Origin of the sequence: Sphingobium sp. PAMC28499 (genome assembly GCF_004795815.1) — a bacterium.
In the GTDB taxonomy this organism is placed as follows: domain Bacteria; phylum Pseudomonadota; class Alphaproteobacteria; order Sphingomonadales; family Sphingomonadaceae; genus Sphingobium; species Sphingobium yanoikuyae.
Window position 1 is genome coordinate 2,295,565 of record NZ_CP039248.1, and the last position, 18,485, is coordinate 2,314,049.

The following is an 18,485-nucleotide window of genomic DNA, read 5'->3' on the forward strand; positions in this document are numbered from 1 at the left end:
GAAAGCTATGGCGACGATGGTGCTGACCGCGGTGGGGACGGCGCTGGGCGGGCCGATCGGCGGCGCGATCGGCGGGCTGATCGGCAATGTGCTGGACCGGGAAGTGCTGTTCAAGGCGAAGGGGCGGGAAGGCGCGCGGCTGAGCGACCTGCAGTTGCAGACGTCGAGCTATGGCACGCAGATGCCCCGGCTGTTCGGCAGGATGCGGGTGGCGGGCACGGTGATCTGGGCGACCGACCTGCGCGAGATCCGCACGAAAAGCGGCGGTGGCAAGGGGCAGGGGAGCAGCACGAGCTACAGCTATTCGGCGAGTTTTGCGGTGGCGCTGTCGGCGCGGGGCGTGCGATCGATCGGGCGGGTCTGGGCCGACGGCAATCTGCTGCGCGGGGCGGCGGGCGATTTCAAGACGCAGGTGGGTGCGTTCCGCCTGCATGACGGGGGCGAGGATCAGGCGCCCGACCCGCTGATCGCGTCGGCGCAAGGACCGGGCATGACGCCGGCGCATCGCGGCATCGCCTATGTGGTGTTCGAGGATCTGCTGCTGTCCGATTATGGCAATCGCATCCCGTCGCTGACCTTCGAGGTGGAAGCGGATGCGGGTGCGGTGACGATCGATGCGATCGTCGGCGCGCTGAGCGAGGGGCAGATGGGGTGCGCGGCGGCCGAGGAGGTCGAGGGTTTTGTCGCGAGCGGCGCGGATCTGGGTGAGGCGATCGCGCCGCTGGTCGAGGCCTATGGGCTGGGGCTGTGTGGCGATGGGGCGCAACTGGTGGGGGAGGCCGGGCCGGCGGTGGCGCTGCTGGAGCCGGCGACGCGGTGCAGCCGGATCAATGGCCGGGCGATCGATCCGGTCGAGCGATCGGGCGCGGGCGCGGACAGCGTCGCACTGGCGCTGTCGGTGCGGCATCATGATCCGGCGCGCGACTATCAGGCCGGGGTGCAGCGGGTGACGCGGCCGGGGCCGGGGCGGATCGAGCGCGGGATCGAACTGCCGGCGGTGCTGAGCGGCGGGGCGGCGCGATCGCTGGCGCGGCAAAGGCTGGACGGCATCTGGGCCGGGCGCGACCGGATGATGGTGCGCGGCGACTGGCGGGCGCTGGAACTGGAGCCGGGGATGATCGTGGCGCTGGCCGATGCGCCGGGGCTGTGGCGGATCGAGGAGCGGGAATGGGAGGCGATGGCGGTGCGGCTGGCGCTGCGGCGGCTGGCGGGGACGAGCGGGCATGCGCCGGGCAGCGTGTCGTCCGGCCAGATCGTGCGGCAGGTGGATGCGCCGCATGGTCCCACCCGGCTGATGCTGGCGGACCTGCCGCGCCTGACCGAGGGGGTGGCGAACGGGCCGCAACTGGTGGCGGCGGCAAGCGGCGGGCCGGGCTGGCGCAGCGCGGCGCTCTATGCGCTGGATGCGGGCGGGACCGCCGAGCCGATCGGACGAACGGCGCCGCGCGCGGTGATGGGGCAGATCGACGCCGCCTTGCCGCCGGGCAGCACGCTGCTGCTCGACATGGTGAACAGCCTGTCGGTGACATTGCTGGCCGAGGATATGGAACTGGCGGGCGCGGACGGCGCGGCCTTGGCACAGGGGCGCAATCTGTGCCTGGTGGGGAAGGAAATGGTCCAGTTCGGCCGGGCAGTGCGGACCGGGCCGGCCAGTTATCGGCTGGAGACGCTGCGGCGTGGGCTGCGCGGCACGGAATGGGCGATGGCGGGGCAGGCGGCCGGCACGCCCTTCCTGCTGATCGAGGCGGACCGGCTGGTCGATCCGCTGGCGGCGGCGGCCATCGAGGGGGATATCGGCGCGGCGATGCGGCTGCTGGCGATCGGCATCGGCGACGTGGAACCCGCGACGGCGGAAATCATGATCAGTGGCGCGGCGCTGGTGCCGCCGGCGCCGGTGCATCTGAACGCGGCGCCGGACGGGGCGGGTGGATGGCGGATCGGCTGGACCCGGCGCAGCCGGGCGGGATGGCGATGGAGCAGTGGTGGCGACGTGCCGCTGGCCGAGGAAAGCGAGCGCTATGAGCTGCGGGTGCTGGACGGGGCGCGGCTGGTGCGGCGGGCCGAAGTGGGGGAGCCGGGCTGGACCTATGCTGCGGCGATGATCGCGGCGGACGGCGTGAGCGGGCCGCGGACCATGGAAGTGCGGCAGGTCGGCACGCGGGCGCTCGGCCGGCCGGGGACGATCGAGATGCTGCTGTAAGGAGGCGAGGATGACGAACGAGACGAGCGATCGCTGGGCGCTGCCGCTGCTCCATGCCGGGCAGGCGCAGAAGGAAATCATGCATAATGAGGCGCTGGCGCGGATCGACATGCTGTTGCACGGGGTGGCGGAAAGCGCCGACCTGGCGGCGGCGCCGACGGCCCCGGTTGCCGGGCAATGCTGGATCGTGGCGGCCGGCGCGAGCGGCGCCTGGGCCGGGCGGGAGGCGCATGTTGCCGGCTGGACCGAAGGCGGCTGGCGCTTCGTTGCGCCGAAGGCCGGATTGCGGCTGGCGGTGGCGGATCGCGGCCATGCCATGGTGCATGACGGTACGGCATGGCGGGATGATGCGGTGCGCAGCGAAGGATTTTATGTCGCCGGCCAGCAAATTGTCGGCGCGCGCCAGCCCGCGATCGCCGGGCCAACCGGTGGAACGACCGTCGATAGCGAGAGTCGTGGCGCAATTGCCGCGATATTGGCGGCTTTGCAGGGTCATGGCCTGATCTCCATGTAATTCTGGAGTATCGGCGATCTTTTCATGGAGAGGGGTAGGTATTAGCTTGGAGGCGAGCCTGGGGGATGTCCCTACTGCGTTATTTTTGCAACGGTTTCACGAATTGTGGACTTGCCATGAAACCTTCTTGCCGATACATGGTTTCAGCAGTCCTTCGTGACACTTTTGAAAGGGGAATTCAAATGCGGAAGCTTGCCCTCGCGGCTGCGCTTGCGACCAGTGCCCTGGCCACCCCGGCCTTGGCGCGCGACAACAGCTGGTATGTCGGCGTCGACGCCGGCGTAATGATCGTTGAAGATCAGGACATCACCTTCACCCCCGGTAACGGTACCGCAGCCAGCAACACCGTGGCGGCTGACTACCATAAGGGTTATGATTTCGACGCCAATATCGGCTACGACTTCGGCGGCTTCCGCCTCGAAGCCGAAGCTGCCTACAAGCGCGCCAAGGTCGACCTCGACGATAGCGGCTTCGGCGGTGCGGCCTCGGCCCTCTCGTTCATGCTGAACGGCCTGCTCGACTTCGGTCCCGATGACGGCCTGCAGGGCTTCGTCGGCGGCGGTGTCGGCGTGTCGCGTGGCAAGCTGGCCAATGACCTGGTGAACGACAGCGACACCGGTTTCGCCTGGCAGGCGATCGCCGGCGTGCGTTACCCGGTCACCAACAATGTCGACGTCTCGCTGAAGTATCGCTTCTTCAACCAGGACGACATCAAGCTGATCCCGGCCTACACCACCATCGGTGGCCCCGCCGGTTCGGAAGCCAGCACCAAGCTGCGTACGCACAGCCTGCTGCTCGGCCTGACCTACAACTTCGGCGCTCCGGCTGAGCCTGCTCCGCCGCCCCCGCCGCCTCCGCCGCCCCCGCCGCCCCCGCCGCCGCCTCCGCCGCCCCCGCCGGCGCCGGAATGCTCGCCTGGGCCGTACATTGTCTTCTTCGAATGGGACAAGTCGGACATCACGCCTGACGCCGCCACCATTCTGGACAACGCGGTTTCGGCCTACAGCGCTTGCGGCAACGCCCAGGTCATGCTGGCCGGTCACGCTGACCGTTCGGGTGCAGCCTCGTACAACGTCGGTCTGTCGCAGCGTCGCGCTGACGCCGCCAAGGCCTATCTCGCCTCGAAGGGTATCCCTGACGGCGTGATGACCACCCAGGCCTTCGGTGAATCGAAGCCGCGCGTCGACACCGCGGACGGCGTTCGCGAAGTCCAGAACCGTCGCGTGGAAATCAGCTACGGTCCGGGTTCGGGTCAGTAAGAAATTTCCGTCCTTCGGGATGGAATATGAAGAGGGGCCGGTCGCAAGATCGGCCCCTTTTTCTTGTCCTGCGTCGCGCGCACTGGGCTGTCGGGCGCTGACCTGTCGTGCGTTGGAGTCTGTCGCGATCCGGGGGGAACGGATATCTGTCCGGCATGTCATGTGCTGGGCAGCGTAGACGATCGGCGCATGGGCGGTTGATCATGTCTGCGCTCATGGCCGGCCAGCTATTTGCCGGGGCGAACCGATAACGCAGCGATCTGGATTGCTACCGGGCTGGGGCCTGACATGCGACACATCGCGATCTCAGGCTATTGCCTCCGGACGGCTCTTTGGGGCGGTGAAGGAGGGGCGTCAGCATGGATGCCATGCTATCTCCCTGCTTTTATTGCGAACGATATGCAGAAGGGTCATGACAAACCGGATCGGATCGGCAACAAAGACGCGTCTGCCGCGTTCGCGCAGTTGTTTCCGTGATCGGGAGTTTGCCATGAAGACCGCCGCCCTGTTCCTTGCCCTGCCTCTGCTCGCTGCCGTGACGGCCTGTGCCGCGACCAGCCAGAGCGCGCCCGCCGCGCCGACCGCCAAGGCCAAGCTGGCCGCTGGCGATGGCAGCGCGCGCGGCACCGCCGTGGTGACCCAGGCAGGCGATGGCCTGCATGTCGTGGTCAAGGCGCAGGGGCTGACGCCGGGCATCCACGCGGTGCATATCCACACTACCGGCGTCTGCACGGGGCCGGACTTCACCAGCGCGGGTGGCCATTGGAACCCGACCAGCCACCAGCATGGCAAGGATAATCCGCAGGGCATGCATATGGGCGACATGCCCAACATGCAGGCCAAGCCCGACGGCAGCGGCGAGATCGAATATGTGGTGCCGGGCGGCACGATCAGCGACGGCGCGACGCCGCTGCTGGATGCCGATGGCGCGGCCATCGTGATCCATGCCCAGGCCGATGACTATAAGAGCGACCCGACCGGTAATGCGGGCGGCCGCGTTGCCTGTGGCGTGCTGAGCGCGGGCTAAATCTGGTTCCCGGCGCGCGCGTCAATCGTCGTGCGTGCCGGGATAGCCTTCTGCGCGATAGGTTTCGACCGCATGATAGCTGGAGCCGGCATGGCCGAGGCGGCTTTCATAGAGGCTGAATTCGTCCACGGTGAAGGCGGGCGATGCAAGGCCGGCGTGCAGCGCCAGGAAGGGCGCGATGTCGCCGCCGTGCCGGCTGAAGCGGGCGAGGGTGATGTGCGGCAGATAGGCGCGGGCTTCGGGTGCAATGCCGGCCGATGTGCAGGCGCGATCCACCTTGGCATGAAGATGGGCGAGCGGGTCGCGCGGCTGTACCCCGGCCCATAAGGTGTCGACCACGCCGCGCCGGTCGAAATAGCCGGTGCCGGCGAGCGCGATGGCGAATGGCTGGAAGCGGACGCCGGCGAGCGCATCGGCGATATCGTCCGCCAGATGGCGATCCACTTCCCCGATGAAACGCAGGGTCAGGTGCAACTGGCCATCATCCTGCCAGCGCGCGCCTGGGCTGCCGGCCATCTGGGCCAGAAGCTGGCTGCGGATCGTGGCGGGCGGACGGATGGCGACGAACAGGCGGTGCATGAGCGGTAGATAGGGAGAAAGGTGGCGTGCGGATAGGGGCGGGGTGGCGCGGGAGAATGGGCGCAATGTCGGCGTCGCGCTTTGACGGCTGACGACCATCTATTGCCGCTCATAGGTCGATTTTTTGATGCCACTAGCGGACATTCGTTCGCTGGGTAATATCGATGGATGGATGACGGCAGATACCGGGGGGGTGGAACGCGGGGTGGCAAGTGGGGCTGCGGCATGTCGTTGCTCATCACCCTCCCGATCTTCACCATCCTCTTAATGGTGGAGGGCTTGGGTGACTGCGCACCTGATATTCCATGCGGTAAGGGCTTTTGGTCGCACGTCATGCTGCCATCCGCTGCGGTTGCGCTCATCACAGGGCTAGCGGTTCGGTGGCTGGTAAATCGGCTAATCCGGAAAGGTGGATGACGACCAGAAATAGACCTTGGGCTGACTCTGATTTACTATGAATAGCAGACGTCAATCAGCAAGTTTGCAGGCTCCATTGCTCCGGCCCGGTCCATGAGATTTGCGTGAAAGAACCGCGGCATAGCCCTCGGTCCCGGAGGTCGTTAATAACTTCGCTAGGCGACCAACCTGGCCCCGCGCTGAAAGCTAACTCCATGTCGCGAAGCTTTGCTGCGAGGGCAGCAAATTCCTCAAATGCCATTGGCCCTGAGCAACGAAATTCGAATCCGGCACCGTCAGCGATCTTCCCGAAGCCCAACCCTAGAAGACGATCAGCAAAAACGGGAGTCGCCCCTTGAATGGTCACCCGTTTGAAGTCGAAGGATGCAACGTAAGGCGGCAGGGTATCATTGAGTAGCCCCTAGATTTCTGGACGCCTTCTATCCTAATTTTGAGGACAGGAGACGACGATGGGGAGGCCCAATTTCAGCGATGAGTTCAAGCGTGATGCGGTGGCCCAGATCACCGAGCGCGGGTATCCGGTAGCGGAGGTTTCCGAGCGGCTCGGCGTCAGTCAGCATTCGCTGTAGGCATGGAAGCGGCAACTGGCGAAGGTGGTGTCTGGCGATGCCGGCAAGGATGCTGAGATCCGCCAGTTGAAGCGCGAGCTGGCTCGGGTGACCGAGGAGCGCGACATCATAAAAAAAGCCACCGCGTATTTCGCCAGGGATGCAAAGTGAGATACGCATTTGTTGCCGAGCATCGTGACCAGTTCGGGGTTCGATCGATGTGTCGGTGCCTGCGCATCCAACCCAGCGGCTTCTATGCCTGGCAGAAGAACCCGCTGAGCCAACGGGTCCGGGAAGATGTTCGGCAGACGAAGTTGATCCGGCAAGTCTGGAACGACAGCGGCAAAGTCTATGGCTACCGCAAGTTGCACGACGACCTACTGGATCAGGGCGAGACCTGCTGCCCGAACCGTGTTGCCCGGTTGATCAGGCTGGCAGGTATCAAGGCGCAGATCGGCTACAAGCGTCGGCCGGGGAGCTATGGCGGCAAGCCATCCCTGGCGGTCGACAATACTCTGGACCGGCAGTTCGACGTCGCTGCCCCCGATCGGGCCTGGGTGACAGACATCACCTACATCCGCACCCTGGAGGGCTTTGCCTATCTGGCTGTCGTGATCGATCTTTATTCCCGCCGCGTGGTGGGCTGGTCGATGCAGAGCAGGCAGACCACCGATGCGGTGCTGCAAGCGCTGCACATGGCGGTCTGGCGGCGCAAGCCGAAGCAGCGGGTGCTGATCCACTCGGATCAGGGCTCGCAGTTCACCAGCATGGACTGGGCGGCCTTCATCCGGGCTCACAATCTTGAGCATTCGATGAGCCGGCGCGGCAACTGTCATGACAACGCCGTCGCCGAGAGCTTTTTCTCCTCGCTCAAGCGAGAGCGCATCCGGCGCCGGACCTGCAAAACACGCGAGGAAGCCCGGCAGGACGTGTTCGATTACATCGAGATGTTCTACAACCCGGTGCGCAAGCAGGTCAGGAACGGGATGCTGTCCCCCGCACAGTTCGAACGGCAGCAGATTTTGAAAGCAGAAGGCGTCTAGAAAACTAGGGGCTACTCAATCGGGCGACTGCGCCGCTTCCTGCCGCGCAAAACCAACCTCGACGCCATCGATCAGGCAAGCATTCTCGCTGCCGCCCACCAATATAACCATACGCCCAGGAAATGCCTCGACTTCAAAACGCCCGCCGAGGCATTCTCTCAATGTCAGTCACATGTTGCACTTCAAACGTAAGTCCACACCCCAGCCTTCGCTGGGGTGACGAAATAGGGGAGTGTCCGCTAGCCGCTCATCTTGGTCTTTTGATGGCTGGTGCACTCGTGCAGGCGGCTTGGGGCCGGATGTCTCGACAGGCTCGAAACGAACGGCTGTTGCTATTTTTGTCGACTTCCTATTAACTCCGACAAATGATGAGGATGACATGGAAGGCCAGCCGCCGCGATATGCTCGCGGGTGGTGTGGCGGGGCTTGCGGCTGCTGGCGCAGTGCGGGCGGGGGCGGCTCCGGCGGAAGCGGGAAAAGCGATGCTGGCGCCGCGTCCGCCGATGGGATGGAATAGCTGGAACAGCTTTGCCACCACCATTACCGAGGCGCAGGCGCGCGAGACCGCCGGGATCATGGCGGAAAAGCTGCTGCCCTTCGGCTATGACATCTTCACCGTGGACATTCAGTGGTATGAGCCCGAGGCGTCGAGCTATACCTACAACGCCAAGCCCCGGCCGGCGATGGACGGCTATGGCCGGATGATCCCGGCGCCCAACCGTTTTCCCTCCAGCGCCGGGGGCAAGGGCTTCACCCAGCTTGCCAAGGACGTGCATGCGCTGGGCATGAAATTCGGCATCCATGTGATGCGCGGCATTCCGCGTGCGGCGGTGGAACAGAATTTGCCGATTTTGGGGACGAAATATCGCGCGGCGGACATTGCCGACAGGAAGAGCATCTGTAGCTGGAACCCGGACATGTATGGCGTCGACATGACGCGGCCGGGCGCGCAGGCCTATTATGACAGCATCTTCCGCCTCTATGCCGACTGGGGCGTCGATTTCGTCAAGATGGACGATATGAGCCGACCCTATGACGCCCATGCGGCGGAGATCGAGGCGGCGCACAAGGCGATCGTTGCGACCGGGCGGCCGATCATCCTGAGCCTTTCACCGGGCGAGACGCCGGTGATGCGCGGCGACCATGTCCGCAAATATGCGCAGATGTGGCGCATTTCCGACGATTTCTGGGATGACTGGGCGATGTTGGATGCGCAGTTCACCAGGCTGGAAAATTGGACGCCCTATCGTGGGCCGGGATCATGGCCGGACGCGGACATGCTGCCGTTGGGGCGGCTGGCGCTGGGCGAGCGCGATACCCGCTTCACGCCGGATGAGCAGCGGACGCTGATGACCCTGTGGGCGATCGCGCGGTCGCCGCTGATCATGGGCGGCGATCTGCGGCATCTGGATGCAGCGACGCTGGCGCTGCTGACCAACAAGGAGGTGATCGCGGTCAATCAGGCGAGTTACGACAACCAGCCCCATTATATCGAGGATGGCGGGCGCATCTGGTCGGCGAAGGCGGAAGGGAGCGCGGACCGTTATGTCGCCTTGTTCAACGTCAGCGACAAGCCACGCGAGGTCTGGATCAGGCTGCGCGATCTGGGGCTGAACGCTCCGGTGGCGGTGCGCGACCTGTGGGCCGGGCAGGCCCTGGGGCAGCAGGCGGACCGGATATCGGTGACGCTGCCGCCGCATGGGGCGGGACTGTATCGGCTGAGCGCTGCATAAGTATCTCCCCTCCCTTTCAAGGGAGGGGATCAAGGGGTGGGTGCCTCCGAAGGAGGCTCGCTACGCTCGCTACCCACCCCCGGCCCCTCCCTTGAAAGGGAGGGGAGGATGTTGCGTTACTTCCGGACCGCCGCGCTCTTGTCGCGGATGGCCTTGAATTCGGAGCCGGCCTTCCATTCGGGCCAGCGGGCCGAGAAGGCGAGGTCGCGGCCGATGTCATACATCAGGTCCACGTCCTGCGCGGCGCCATCCAGCTTCCAGCTGTCGTCGACCGCGTCGCAGGCCTGGTGATAGCATTTGCCGGTATAGGCATCGATCCAGGCCTGGCCGGCGGCGCGGCCGCCATCGACCATGTCGGATGCGCCGGCGAGGCCCATCATCAGCAGCACGGGCACGCCGCGCTTGGCCATGGAGAAATGGTCGGCACGGTAGAAGAGGCCGCGTTCGGGCAGGCTTTCCTGGGTGATGACGCGACCCTGCTTGGCCGCGAACTTGGCGAGATCGTCCTCGAGGACGTTCTGGCCCTTGCCGATCAGGATCACGTCCTTGGCCTTGCCGGCGGTCTGGAGCACGTCGATGGTGAGGTTCGCGACCGTCTTGTCGAGCGGGTAGAGCGGGTTCTGGGCGTAAAATTCCGATCCCAGCAGGCCGCGCTCCTCCGCCGTCCAGGCGGCAAAGACGATCGAGCGGTCGGGGGCGGGGCCGGCCTTGAAGATGCGGGCGATTTCGAACAGGCCGGCCATGCCGAGCGCGTCGTCATTGGCGCCGGCACGATAGATGCGGCCCTGCGCGTCGGGCGCGCCCTTGCCATAGGCGTCCCAATGGGCGCCATACATGACGGTTTCGTCCGGGCGCTTGGCGCCGGGGATGCGGGCGATGACATTGGCGCTCTTTACCACTTCCTGGGTGACCGGGAAGGCGGCGGAGAAGCTGGCCCCCTTGAGTTCGACCGGCTTGAATTTCGCTGAGCGGGCCTGCTTGCGCAGCGCGGCCAGATCCTGACCGGCACCGGCGAACAGCGCCTTGGCCGCCTCGCCCTCGACCCAGCCCTGCACCTGCAGGCTGGTCAGCTTGTCGGCCGGGCGGACGAGGTCGTAATTCTCGCCGCCGGGGCTGACGACGACGTTCCAGCCATAGCCGGCGCCCGGCGTGTCATGGACGATCAGCGCGCCGATCGCGCCGTGGCGGGCGGCTTCCTCGAACTTGTAGGTCCAGCGGCCATAATAGGTCATGGTCTTGCCGCCGAACTTGCCGAACGGGTCTTCGCCCTTCGCGGCTTCAAAGTCCGGGTCGTTGATCAGGAAGACGGCGATCTTGCCTTTCAGGTCCACGCCTTTGAAATCGTCCCAGCCGCGTTCCGGGGCGGAGACGCCATAGCCGACGAAGACCATCGGCGCGTTGGCGACGGCGACCTTGTCCTTGGGCTGGAGGGTGGAGAGATAAACCTGTTTGCCGAAGGTCCAGGGGGTGGCGGCGCCATTTTGCGCGACCGACAGGCTTTCCGACTGGCCAAGGCGGGTGTGGAGCAGCGGCACGGTCTGCACCCACTGGCCGTCCGGGCCACCCGGCTCCAGCCCCAGCTGCTCGAAGCGGGCGACGAGATAGCCGATCGTCCGTTCCTCCCCCACGGTGCCGGGCGCGCGGCCTTCGAACAGGTCGGATGCCATGGTGCGGACCGACTGTTCCAGCTTGGCCGGATCGGTTTTCGCCGGGTCGGTCTGGGCATTGGCGGGGAAGGACAGGGTGGCAAGGCCGAGGGCCAGGAGGGGGAGGGCGTGTTTCATCCCCGTGCCTTAACCCCCGCACGGGGCGGGGGGAAGGGTCTGTTCAGAACTCGATATCCAGTTCCTCGATATCGTCGGGTTCGGCGCGGGCGGCATCGATCCATTCGCGCATCAGCGGCCAGCCGTTGATCGTGTCGCAATAGGCCGCGGACCTGGGCGAGAGTGGGACGGCATAGGTGAGGAAGCGCTGTGCCACCGGCGCGAACATGGCGTCGGCCACGGTCGGCTTTTCGCCGAACAGCCAGGGGCCGCCATAGGCGTCCAGGCATTCGGTCCAGATCGTCTCGATCCGCTCGATATCGGGCTTGGCGCCCGAGAAGATCGGGAAGCGGTCATGGCGGACTTTCAGGTTCATCGGCAGGGCAGAGCGCAGATTGGCGAAGCCCGAATGAATTTCGCCCGAGACCGACCGGCAATGGGCGCGGATGATGCGTTCGGCCGGATACATGCCGACCTGGGGATAGAGTTCGTGCAGATATTCCGCGATTGCGAGCGTGTCCCAGACGCTCGCGCCTTCATGGGTGAGGCGCGGCACCAGCACCGATGGCGACAAGAGCAATAGTTCGGCGCGATTTTCCGGATCATCGATGGCGATGATCCTTTCCTCCACCTTCAGCCCGGCAAGCCGGCACAAGAGCCAGCCGCGCAGCGACCAGGAGGAATAGTTCTTGCTGGATAGAGTGAGTTCCGCGACGGCCATCCATGCTCTCCCGATACACGGTTCCCGGCCCCCAAACGCAAAATCGCAGGGGCGGTTCCCTGGCAGACATGCCGAATGTTATTTTCCATCATTCATGATGCAGTGCAACATGAAAAGCATGTATAGCGTTTAAGGGAAGAACCGAGTCGTCTCCCCCAGGTTGAACAAGGTTGTTTTGGTAATATGCGAATGCTTTACGACGGTTACCAGGCCATGGAAGACATGCTGGCCCCGGCCCGCTTCGGGGCGCAGATGGCGCTGGCGATGCGCGACCATATGGGTCCGGTCGCCGACTGGCCGATGCCGCGCCGCATGTTCGCGCTGATGGATGTGTTCCAGGGCGCGCGTATGACCCACAAGCGCCCCGCCTATGGTATTGACCGCGTCCAGACCGGCAATGCCGAGGTCGAGGTGCGCGAGGAGATCGTGCTCGACCTGCCGTTCGGCGACCTGCTGCATTTCGTGAAGGACGATGTCGAGACCGCCCAGCCCAAGGTGCTGGTGGTGGCGCCGATGTCGGGGCATTTCGCAACCCTGCTGCGCAGCACGGTAGCGACGCTGTTGCAGGACCATGACGTCTATATCACCGACTGGAAGAATGCCCGCGACGTGCCGGTCGAGGCCGGGCGTTTCGGTTTCGACGAATATGTCGATTATGTGATCCAGTTTTTGCAGGATATCGGCCCCGGCGCCCATCTGGTGTCAGTGTGCCAGCCCTGTGTGCCGGCACTCGCCGCCGTGGCGCTGATGTCCGAGGATGAGGATGCGGCGACGCCCAGGTCGATGACCCTGATGGGCGGGCCGATCGATCCGCGCGCGGCGCCGACGGTGGTCAACGAACTGGCGAACGAGAAGCCGATCGAATGGTTCGAGGAGAATCTGATCTCGACCGTGCCGTTCCGCTATGCCGGGCGCGGGCGCGAGGTCTATCCCGGATTCCTGCAATTGTCCGCCTTCATGTCGATGAACATGGAGCGGCACGGGTCGCAGCATCGCGAACTCTATCAGTTGCTGGCCGACGGCAAGACGATCGAGGCCGATAAGATCAAGACTTTCTACCAGGAATATTTCGCGGTCCTCGACATGACCAAGGAATTCTACCTGGAAACGGTCGACATGGTGTTCCAGCGCATGCTGCTGGCCAAGGGGGAATTGACGGTCCATGGCCGGGCGGTGAACCCCGGCGCGATCCGCAAGACCGCGCTGCTGACGGTCGAGGGCGAAAAGGACGATGTCTGCGCGGTTGGCCAGACGTCGGCGGCCCATGGCCTCTGCACCGGCTTGCGGCCGCATCTGAAGCGCCACCATCTGCAGCCGGGCGTTGGCCATTATGGCGTCTTTTCCGGCAGCAAATGGGAAAAGCAGGTCTATCCCCAGGTGCGCAACATGATCCTGGCGATGAACTGACATCACCGAGAATGAATGTGAAAAAAAGGGGCCGCTTCCTGTGGACGAAGCGGCCCCTTTTCGTTGGGTTGATCAGGCGGCTGCGCGATTGAGATAAGGCAGGCGGCTGGCGAGCGCCGGCGGCAGGCCGGTGACGATCGTGGCGCGGGCGCGGTGCCAGAAGGCCGAGAGCAGCAGCAGCGTGCCGCCGATCACCAGCGCGGTGAGCGCAGCGGACAGTTCGACCGCGCCGACCTTCTGGAAAAGGCTGTAGAGCGCATAGAGGACATAGGCGAGGCTGGAGACCAGCAGTGCGCGACGGTCGATCGCCAGCGCCACCAGGCCGAAGGCGAGATAGAGCAGGATAACCAGGAAGGCCTGTCCCGCATCGACCAGCCCATGGGTGATGCCCAGCAACTGGAACAGCGAATGGGCGATCATCGGTGCGGCGGTCAGGTGCAGCCAGAAGGCGACGTCAGAGCGGCGGCTGGTGCGGCCCGGATCGCTCATGTCCCAGCGCATGGCGAGGGTGAAGATGGCGATGCCGGCGATCAGAAGCAGGATGAAGGGCAGGGTGTGGCTGAACGGGATCAGCCACATGGCAAGGCCGCCAACGATCGCGGCCGCGCCGGCTGCGCCGGCTGCGACGGTGATCGGCACCATGAAGCGGCGCCAGTGAAACCAGGCGGCGATCGCGGCGCTGAGGCCGGCGAGCGAGGCGACCAGACCCGCGCCGTCATTCTGCGCGTCCGGGATCATCAGTCCGATCAGCAGCGCTGCGGTGAAGGCGATGCCGCCGACAAAGGCGAGCAGCAGCAGGATCGAAGGCAGCGCCATGCGCAGGCGTCGCGTGAAATATTCGGCCAGGCCCCAGGCGGTGCCGGCGACGAACAGGCCGGAGACGAAGGAAGGCTGGTGCGGGGTGGTGATGCCGAGGTGAACCTCGTTGCCGAGTCCCGCGACCGCAACCAGCAGGATCACCGAGGCGATGGCGACGAAAATATCGTTGAAGCCGGTCAGCAGGCGAAAATGTTCCTCGTCCACCGAACTGGCGCGTAGCCGGGCGACATGGTCGCGCAGCGCCTGGGCGCTGGCGGGCGTCAGCGCGCCGGCCGCTACGGCATCTTGCAGATCGCTCTCGCTATACATTCTGGGGCACTCCTTGTCGGGCCTGGATCGGGATCATAGCATCACTGTATTGCTTGAGCAATACGGTTGATTTTGGCCTTTTTCCGGGCACGGAGCGATGATAGCGCGGTTCGAACAGATAAAGGAGAGACCCCGATCATGACCCTGCCGGCTTCGCTTCAAGGCCGTTTGTCCCTGCCGCTGATCGGGTCGCCGATGTTCATCATCTCGCAGCCGGAACTGGTGATTGCCCAATGCCGTGCCGGCATCGTCGGCGCCTTTCCGTCGCTCAATGCGCGACCGTCCGGCACGTTCGAGGCCTGGTTGCAGCAACTGGGTGCGGAACTGACCGATCAGGATGCGCCCTTCGCCGTCAATCTGATCGTCCACCGCACCAATGCGCGGCTGGAAGAGGATCTGGCGCTGTGCGTCAAATATAAGGTGCCGATCGTCATTACCTCGCTGGGCGCGCAGGAGAAGGTGAATGAGGCGATCCACAGCTATGGCGGCATCGTGCTGCACGACGTCATCAACAATGTCTTTGCCAGGAAGGCGATCGAAAAGGGCGCCGATGGCCTGATCGCGGTGGCGGCGGGGGCGGGCGGTCATGCCGGCACGCTGTCGCCCTTTGCCCTGATCCAGGAAATCCGCGAATGGTTCGACGGGCCGCTGGCGCTGTCGGGCGCGATCGCGACCGGCCGGTCGATCGCGGCGGCGCGGATGATGGGCGCGGACCTTGGCTATATGGGGTCGCCCTTCATCGCCACGACCGAGGCGAATGCGCTCGACGCCTACAAGGACATGATCGTCGACAGCGCGTCGGCCGACATCGTCTATTCCGACGTCTTCACCGGGGTGCTGGGCAATTATCTGCGTCCCAGCATCGTCGCGTCGGGGCTGGACCCGGACAAGCTGCCCAAGGCGGCCGACATGGATTTCGCCAGCCTGGCCGGCGACAAGAAGGCGTGGCGCGACGTGTGGGGCGCGGGCCAGGGTATCGGCGCGATCAAGGCGGTGCAGCCGGCGGGCGCCTTCATCGCCCAGCTGAAGGCGGAATATCAGGCGGCGGTTTCAGGCTTCATTGCCTGAGGGCGTACCTCATTCCGCCAGGAAGACGCGCAGTTCCTTGACGAACATCTCGAACTGGTCGTGATGCAGCCAGTGGCCGGCATGGGGAAATTCCACCAGCCGGGCCTGCTGGAAATGGGCGATGCGACCATCCTTGACCGGGTTTGACGCCCAACTGTCGAGGCCGAGGCACAGCAGCGTCGGGCAGGTGATGCGGCGCCAGAAGTCGGGCAGATTTTCGTCTGTGCCGGCCTGGGGGGCGGCGCCGTGCAGATAGGGATCGAACTTCCAGCTATAGCTGCCATCCTCGTTGCGGTTCACGCCGTGGAGGGTGAGGTGCAGCGCCTGTTCGACCGACAGATGGTCGTTGCGTTCGCGCATGCGGGCGACCGCGGCCTCGATCGTGGCATAATGGCGCGGCGAGCGGCGGGCATTGGTGCGACGGGTGTCGATCCAGCCCTTCCATGTCTCTTCGGTACTGCGTTTTGCCTGTTCGGCGATGCGGTCGGGCGACAGGCCCAGCCCCTCGATCGCGACCACGCGCGCGACGCTTTCGGGGTAGAGGCCGGTGTAGCGCAGGCTGATCGATCCGCCGAGCGAATGGCCGACGATGGTGACCGGCCGGCGATCGAGCAATTCGACCAGTTGGGCCAGGTCATAGACATAATTGGCCATCATGTAGGAGCCGTCCGACGACCAGCCGCTGTCGCCATGGCCGCGCAGGTCGGGGCAGATGACATGATAATCGCGGGCGAGCGCACGGGCGGTCCAGTCCCAGCTGCGTGCATGGTCGAAACCGCCATGGACCAGGATCAGCGGCGGCGCCGACGGATTGCCCCAGTCGAGATAGTGAAGCCGCGTCCGCAGGGATGTGAAGAAATGCGATGTCGGCGTCGGCTGTGTGGCTTTGTTCATGCGATCCTGTGGAGTTGCTGGCGGTCAGGATGCAATTGCCATCGGCCATGCGCATGACGATGGCAAGACATAAGGCCAAGAAAATATGTGAAATTCTGTCACATATTGTCGAGTAAGACTTCAGGGGTGGCTGTCCGTGCCGATGGGAACCAGTCGGCGGAGAGCGCTGTCGTGGCGGATGCGATGCACCATCATCGCCAGTTCCGCCTGGCGGAAAGGCTTGTCGAGGCGCAGGCGACGGCTGGCATCGGCGGGCAGTTCGGCATAGCCGGTGATGATGAGCACGGGCAGATCTGGATAGGCCTGCTCGATCGCGTCGGCCAGTTGCGCGCCGGTCATGCCGGGCATGGCATGATCGGTGACGACCAGATCGATGCGACCCTGCTCCAGCATGTGCAGCGCTTCCCGTCCCGATCCGGCCTGGAACACGGTATGGCCCATCGTTTCCAGCATGCCGGCGGTATTGGTCAGCACCAGTTCGTCGTCGTCGACCGCCAGGATGACCAGCGGTTCGGTTTCCAGCTCGTCCGGTTCGCACGGGATAGCCGTCGGCTCGTTGCTGGCGTCAGTCAGGGCGACGGGTAGCCAGATGGACACGCTGGTCCCCTTGCCGGGCTGGCTTGCGATGGTCATCGCGCCACCGCATTGCTGGGTGAAGCCGTGGATCATCGACAGGCCAAGGCCGGTTCCCTTGCCGACCCCCTTGGTGGTGAAGAAGGGTTCGCGGGCGCGGGCCAGCGTCGCCTCGTCCATGCCTTCGCCTTCGTCCGTCACAGTCAGGCGGATGAAGCTGCCCGCTGCGAGATCGGGCTGGTCGCCCAGCGCCAGCGTAATCTCGCTGCCCTCGATCAACAGGCGACCCCCGTCAGGCATGGCGTCGCGCGCATTGACCGCCAGATTGATCAGCGCCAGCTCCAGTTGGGCCGGGTCGGCATGAGCCGGGCGCAGCGACAGCGGGAAGCGCGTCTCGATCGCGACGCTGCTGCCGATGGTGGTCTTGAGCAGATCGGCCATGCCATGGATCAGGCCGATGCAGTCGACCTGTTCCAGCTTGAGTTCCTGCTTGCGGGCAAAGGCGAGCATCCGCTGGGTCAGGGTGGCGCCGCGATCGGCGGCGGTCATGGCATTGTCGAGATAGCGGCTGATGTCGGCGCCGGCCGCAAGACGCTGCCGCGCGAGATCGAGGCTGCCGACGATCACGGCCAGAAGATTGTTGAAATCATGGGCGACACCGCCGGTCAGCTTGCCGATGGCGTCCATCTTCTGGCTCTGGAAGATCGCCTCGCGCGCCTGCTCCAGCGCCTGAGCCGCCTGACGCCGTTCGGTAAGATCGCGGGTGATCTTGGCAAAGCCCAGCAGTTCGCCGGCCGGATCGCGGATCGGATCGATCACGACGCTGGCCCAGAAACGGGTGCCGTCCTTGCGGATGCGCCAGCCCTCCGCCTCGAACCGGCCTTCGCGCTGGGCGGTGTCGAGCGCACGGGAGGGGAGGCCGGCCATGCGGTCTTCCTCCGAATAGAAGCGGGCGAAATTCTGGCCCATAATCTCTTCGGCGCTATAGCCCTTGAACCGTTCGGCGCCGCTGTTCCAGCTGGTGATCGTGCCGACCGGGTCGATCATGTAGATGGCATAGTCGGTGACGCTCTGCACCAGCAGGCGGAAGCGCTCCTCGCTGCGGCGCAGTTCCTCCTGCGCGGCGCGACGTTCGGTCAGGTCGCGGGTAACCTTGGCAAAGCCGAGCAGGTGGCCGGCGGGGTCGCGGATCGGATCGATCACCACATTGGCCCAGAAGCGGGTGCCATCCTTGCGCAGGCGCCAGCCTTCCGCCTCGAACCGCCCTTCGACCTCGGCGGTGCGCAGGACGGCGGCGGGCACATGGGCGGCGCGGTCCTCCTCCATATAGAAAGCGGAGAAATGCTGGCCGATAATCTCGTCGGCGCTGTAACCCTTGATGCGCTGTGCCCCGCTATTCCAGCTAACGACGAAGCCGGCCGGATCGAGCATGAAGATCGCATAGTCGGTGACGCTCTGGACCAGCAATTCGAACCGGTTGACCGGCTGGCCTGTCTCTGTCGTCCCCATTTCCGCCCCTGACATTTTCGATCCTGTATCTTTGCCTGTGGCAAACGCGGCACGACGCAATCTGTTCCGCCATATGGGACGGGATTGCAACGGCTTGACTTC

Annotated in this window: 13 protein-coding genes and 1 pseudogene; 8 read left to right on the forward strand and 6 right to left on the reverse strand. The window is 64.9% G+C overall.

Annotated features, from left to right (window positions below; all coding sequences use genetic code 11):
• Positions 1-7 precede the first annotated feature (7 nt).
• From E5554_RS11195 to E5554_RS11210, 4 genes are all read left to right on the forward strand, one after another.
• Positions 8-2,200: a phage tail protein gene (locus E5554_RS11195; RefSeq protein ID WP_136186821.1), complete on the forward strand. Its 2,193-nt coding sequence runs from the start codon at positions 8-10 to the stop codon at positions 2,198-2,200.
• Between the two features lie 10 nt (positions 2,201-2,210).
• The gene (locus E5554_RS11200; protein ID WP_136186822.1) at positions 2,211-2,714 is read left to right on the forward strand and encodes a DUF2793 domain-containing protein; all 504 of its coding nucleotides are present in this window, start codon (positions 2,211-2,213) and stop codon (positions 2,712-2,714) included.
• Between the two features lie 182 nt (positions 2,715-2,896).
• Positions 2,897-3,973, forward strand: a complete 1,077-nt coding sequence (locus E5554_RS11205) for an OmpA family protein (protein WP_004207791.1) — start codon at positions 2,897-2,899, stop codon at positions 3,971-3,973.
• A 490-nt stretch (positions 3,974-4,463) separates the two neighbouring features.
• Positions 4,464-5,000, forward strand: a complete 537-nt coding sequence (locus E5554_RS11210; protein WP_136186823.1) for a superoxide dismutase family protein — start codon at positions 4,464-4,466, stop codon at positions 4,998-5,000.
• Between the two features lie 21 nt (positions 5,001-5,021).
• On the opposite strand, the gene thpR is transcribed toward E5554_RS11210, so the two are convergent.
• Positions 5,022-5,579, reverse strand: a complete 558-nt coding sequence (gene thpR, locus E5554_RS11215; protein ID WP_136186824.1) for an RNA 2',3'-cyclic phosphodiesterase — start codon at positions 5,577-5,579, stop codon at positions 5,022-5,024.
• An 866-nt stretch (positions 5,580-6,445) separates the two neighbouring features.
• Between thpR and E5554_RS11220 the strand changes: the two are divergent.
• A pseudogene (locus tag E5554_RS11220) lies at positions 6,446-7,587 on the forward strand (IS3 family transposase).
• Between the two features lie 374 nt (positions 7,588-7,961).
• The gene (locus tag E5554_RS11225; protein ID WP_136188319.1) at positions 7,962-9,320 is read left to right on the forward strand and encodes a glycoside hydrolase family 27 protein; all 1,359 of its coding nucleotides are present in this window, start codon (positions 7,962-7,964) and stop codon (positions 9,318-9,320) included.
• 116 nt (positions 9,321-9,436) lie between these two features.
• Here E5554_RS11225 and E5554_RS11230 read toward each other — a convergent pair whose 3' ends face one another.
• Positions 9,437-11,104 (reverse strand): M28 family metallopeptidase, encoded by a 1,668-nt coding sequence (locus E5554_RS11230; RefSeq protein WP_136186825.1) that lies wholly within the window; start codon positions 11,102-11,104, stop codon positions 9,437-9,439.
• Positions 11,105-11,147: 43 nt separating this feature from the next.
• The gene (locus tag E5554_RS11235) at positions 11,148-11,804 is read right to left on the reverse strand and encodes a glutathione S-transferase (RefSeq protein ID WP_004207782.1); all 657 of its coding nucleotides are present in this window, start codon (positions 11,802-11,804) and stop codon (positions 11,148-11,150) included.
• 183 nt (positions 11,805-11,987) lie between these two features.
• Between E5554_RS11235 and phaZ the strand changes: the two genes are divergently transcribed.
• Positions 11,988-13,211 (forward strand): polyhydroxyalkanoate depolymerase, encoded by a 1,224-nt coding sequence (gene phaZ / locus E5554_RS11240; RefSeq protein WP_136186826.1) that lies wholly within the window; start codon positions 11,988-11,990, stop codon positions 13,209-13,211.
• 72 nt (positions 13,212-13,283) lie between these two features.
• On the opposite strand, the gene E5554_RS11245 is transcribed toward phaZ, so the two are convergent.
• Complete coding sequence (locus tag E5554_RS11245) at positions 13,284-14,339, reverse strand: hypothetical protein (RefSeq protein ID WP_136186827.1); 1,056 nt, start codon at positions 14,337-14,339, stop codon at positions 13,284-13,286.
• 138 nt (positions 14,340-14,477) lie between these two features.
• Between E5554_RS11245 and E5554_RS11250 the strand changes: the two genes are divergently transcribed.
• The gene (locus E5554_RS11250; protein WP_136186828.1) at positions 14,478-15,407 is read left to right on the forward strand and encodes a nitronate monooxygenase family protein; all 930 of its coding nucleotides are present in this window, start codon (positions 14,478-14,480) and stop codon (positions 15,405-15,407) included.
• Positions 15,408-15,416: 9 nt separating this feature from the next.
• Here E5554_RS11250 and E5554_RS11255 read toward each other — a convergent pair whose 3' ends face one another.
• Together E5554_RS11255 and E5554_RS11260 are read right to left on the reverse strand one after the other, a co-directional pair.
• On the reverse strand, positions 15,417-16,301 hold the full coding sequence (locus E5554_RS11255; protein ID WP_136186829.1) for an alpha/beta hydrolase: 885 nt from the start codon (positions 16,299-16,301) through the stop codon (positions 15,417-15,419).
• A 120-nt stretch (positions 16,302-16,421) separates the two neighbouring features.
• Positions 16,422-18,383, reverse strand: a complete 1,962-nt coding sequence (locus E5554_RS11260) for a PAS domain-containing sensor histidine kinase (protein WP_136186830.1) — start codon at positions 18,381-18,383, stop codon at positions 16,422-16,424.
• Positions 18,384-18,485 lie beyond the last annotated feature (102 nt).

What these genes read in the sequence shown, in the direction of transcription:
- thpR (WP_136186824.1), bottom strand. Translation starts at nt 5,579, where the DNA reads ATGCACCGCCTGTTCGTCGCCATCCGTCCGCCCGCCACGATCCGCAGC.
- E5554_RS11260 (WP_136186830.1), bottom strand. Translation starts at nt 18,383, where the DNA reads ATGGGGACGACAGAGACAGGCCAGCCGGTCAACCGGTTCGAATTGCTG.
- E5554_RS11230 (WP_136186825.1), bottom strand. Translation starts at nt 11,104, where the DNA reads ATGAAACACGCCCTCCCCCTCCTGGCCCTCGGCCTTGCCACCCTGTCC.
- E5554_RS11225 (WP_136188319.1), top strand. Translation starts at nt 7,962, where the DNA reads ATGACATGGAAGGCCAGCCGCCGCGATATGCTCGCGGGTGGTGTGGCG.
- E5554_RS11250 (WP_136186828.1), top strand. Translation starts at nt 14,478, where the DNA reads ATGACCCTGCCGGCTTCGCTTCAAGGCCGTTTGTCCCTGCCGCTGATC.
- E5554_RS11195 (WP_136186821.1), top strand. Translation starts at nt 8, where the DNA reads ATGGCGACGATGGTGCTGACCGCGGTGGGGACGGCGCTGGGCGGGCCG.
- E5554_RS11245 (WP_136186827.1), bottom strand. Translation starts at nt 14,339, where the DNA reads ATGTATAGCGAGAGCGATCTGCAAGATGCCGTAGCGGCCGGCGCGCTG.
- E5554_RS11205 (WP_004207791.1), top strand. Translation starts at nt 2,897, where the DNA reads ATGCGGAAGCTTGCCCTCGCGGCTGCGCTTGCGACCAGTGCCCTGGCC.
- E5554_RS11255 (WP_136186829.1), bottom strand. Translation starts at nt 16,301, where the DNA reads ATGAACAAAGCCACACAGCCGACGCCGACATCGCATTTCTTCACATCC.
- phaZ (WP_136186826.1), top strand. Translation starts at nt 11,988, where the DNA reads ATGCGAATGCTTTACGACGGTTACCAGGCCATGGAAGACATGCTGGCC.
- E5554_RS11210 (WP_136186823.1), top strand. Translation starts at nt 4,464, where the DNA reads ATGAAGACCGCCGCCCTGTTCCTTGCCCTGCCTCTGCTCGCTGCCGTG.
- E5554_RS11235 (WP_004207782.1), bottom strand. Translation starts at nt 11,804, where the DNA reads ATGGCCGTCGCGGAACTCACTCTATCCAGCAAGAACTATTCCTCCTGG.
- E5554_RS11200 (WP_136186822.1), top strand. Translation starts at nt 2,211, where the DNA reads ATGACGAACGAGACGAGCGATCGCTGGGCGCTGCCGCTGCTCCATGCC.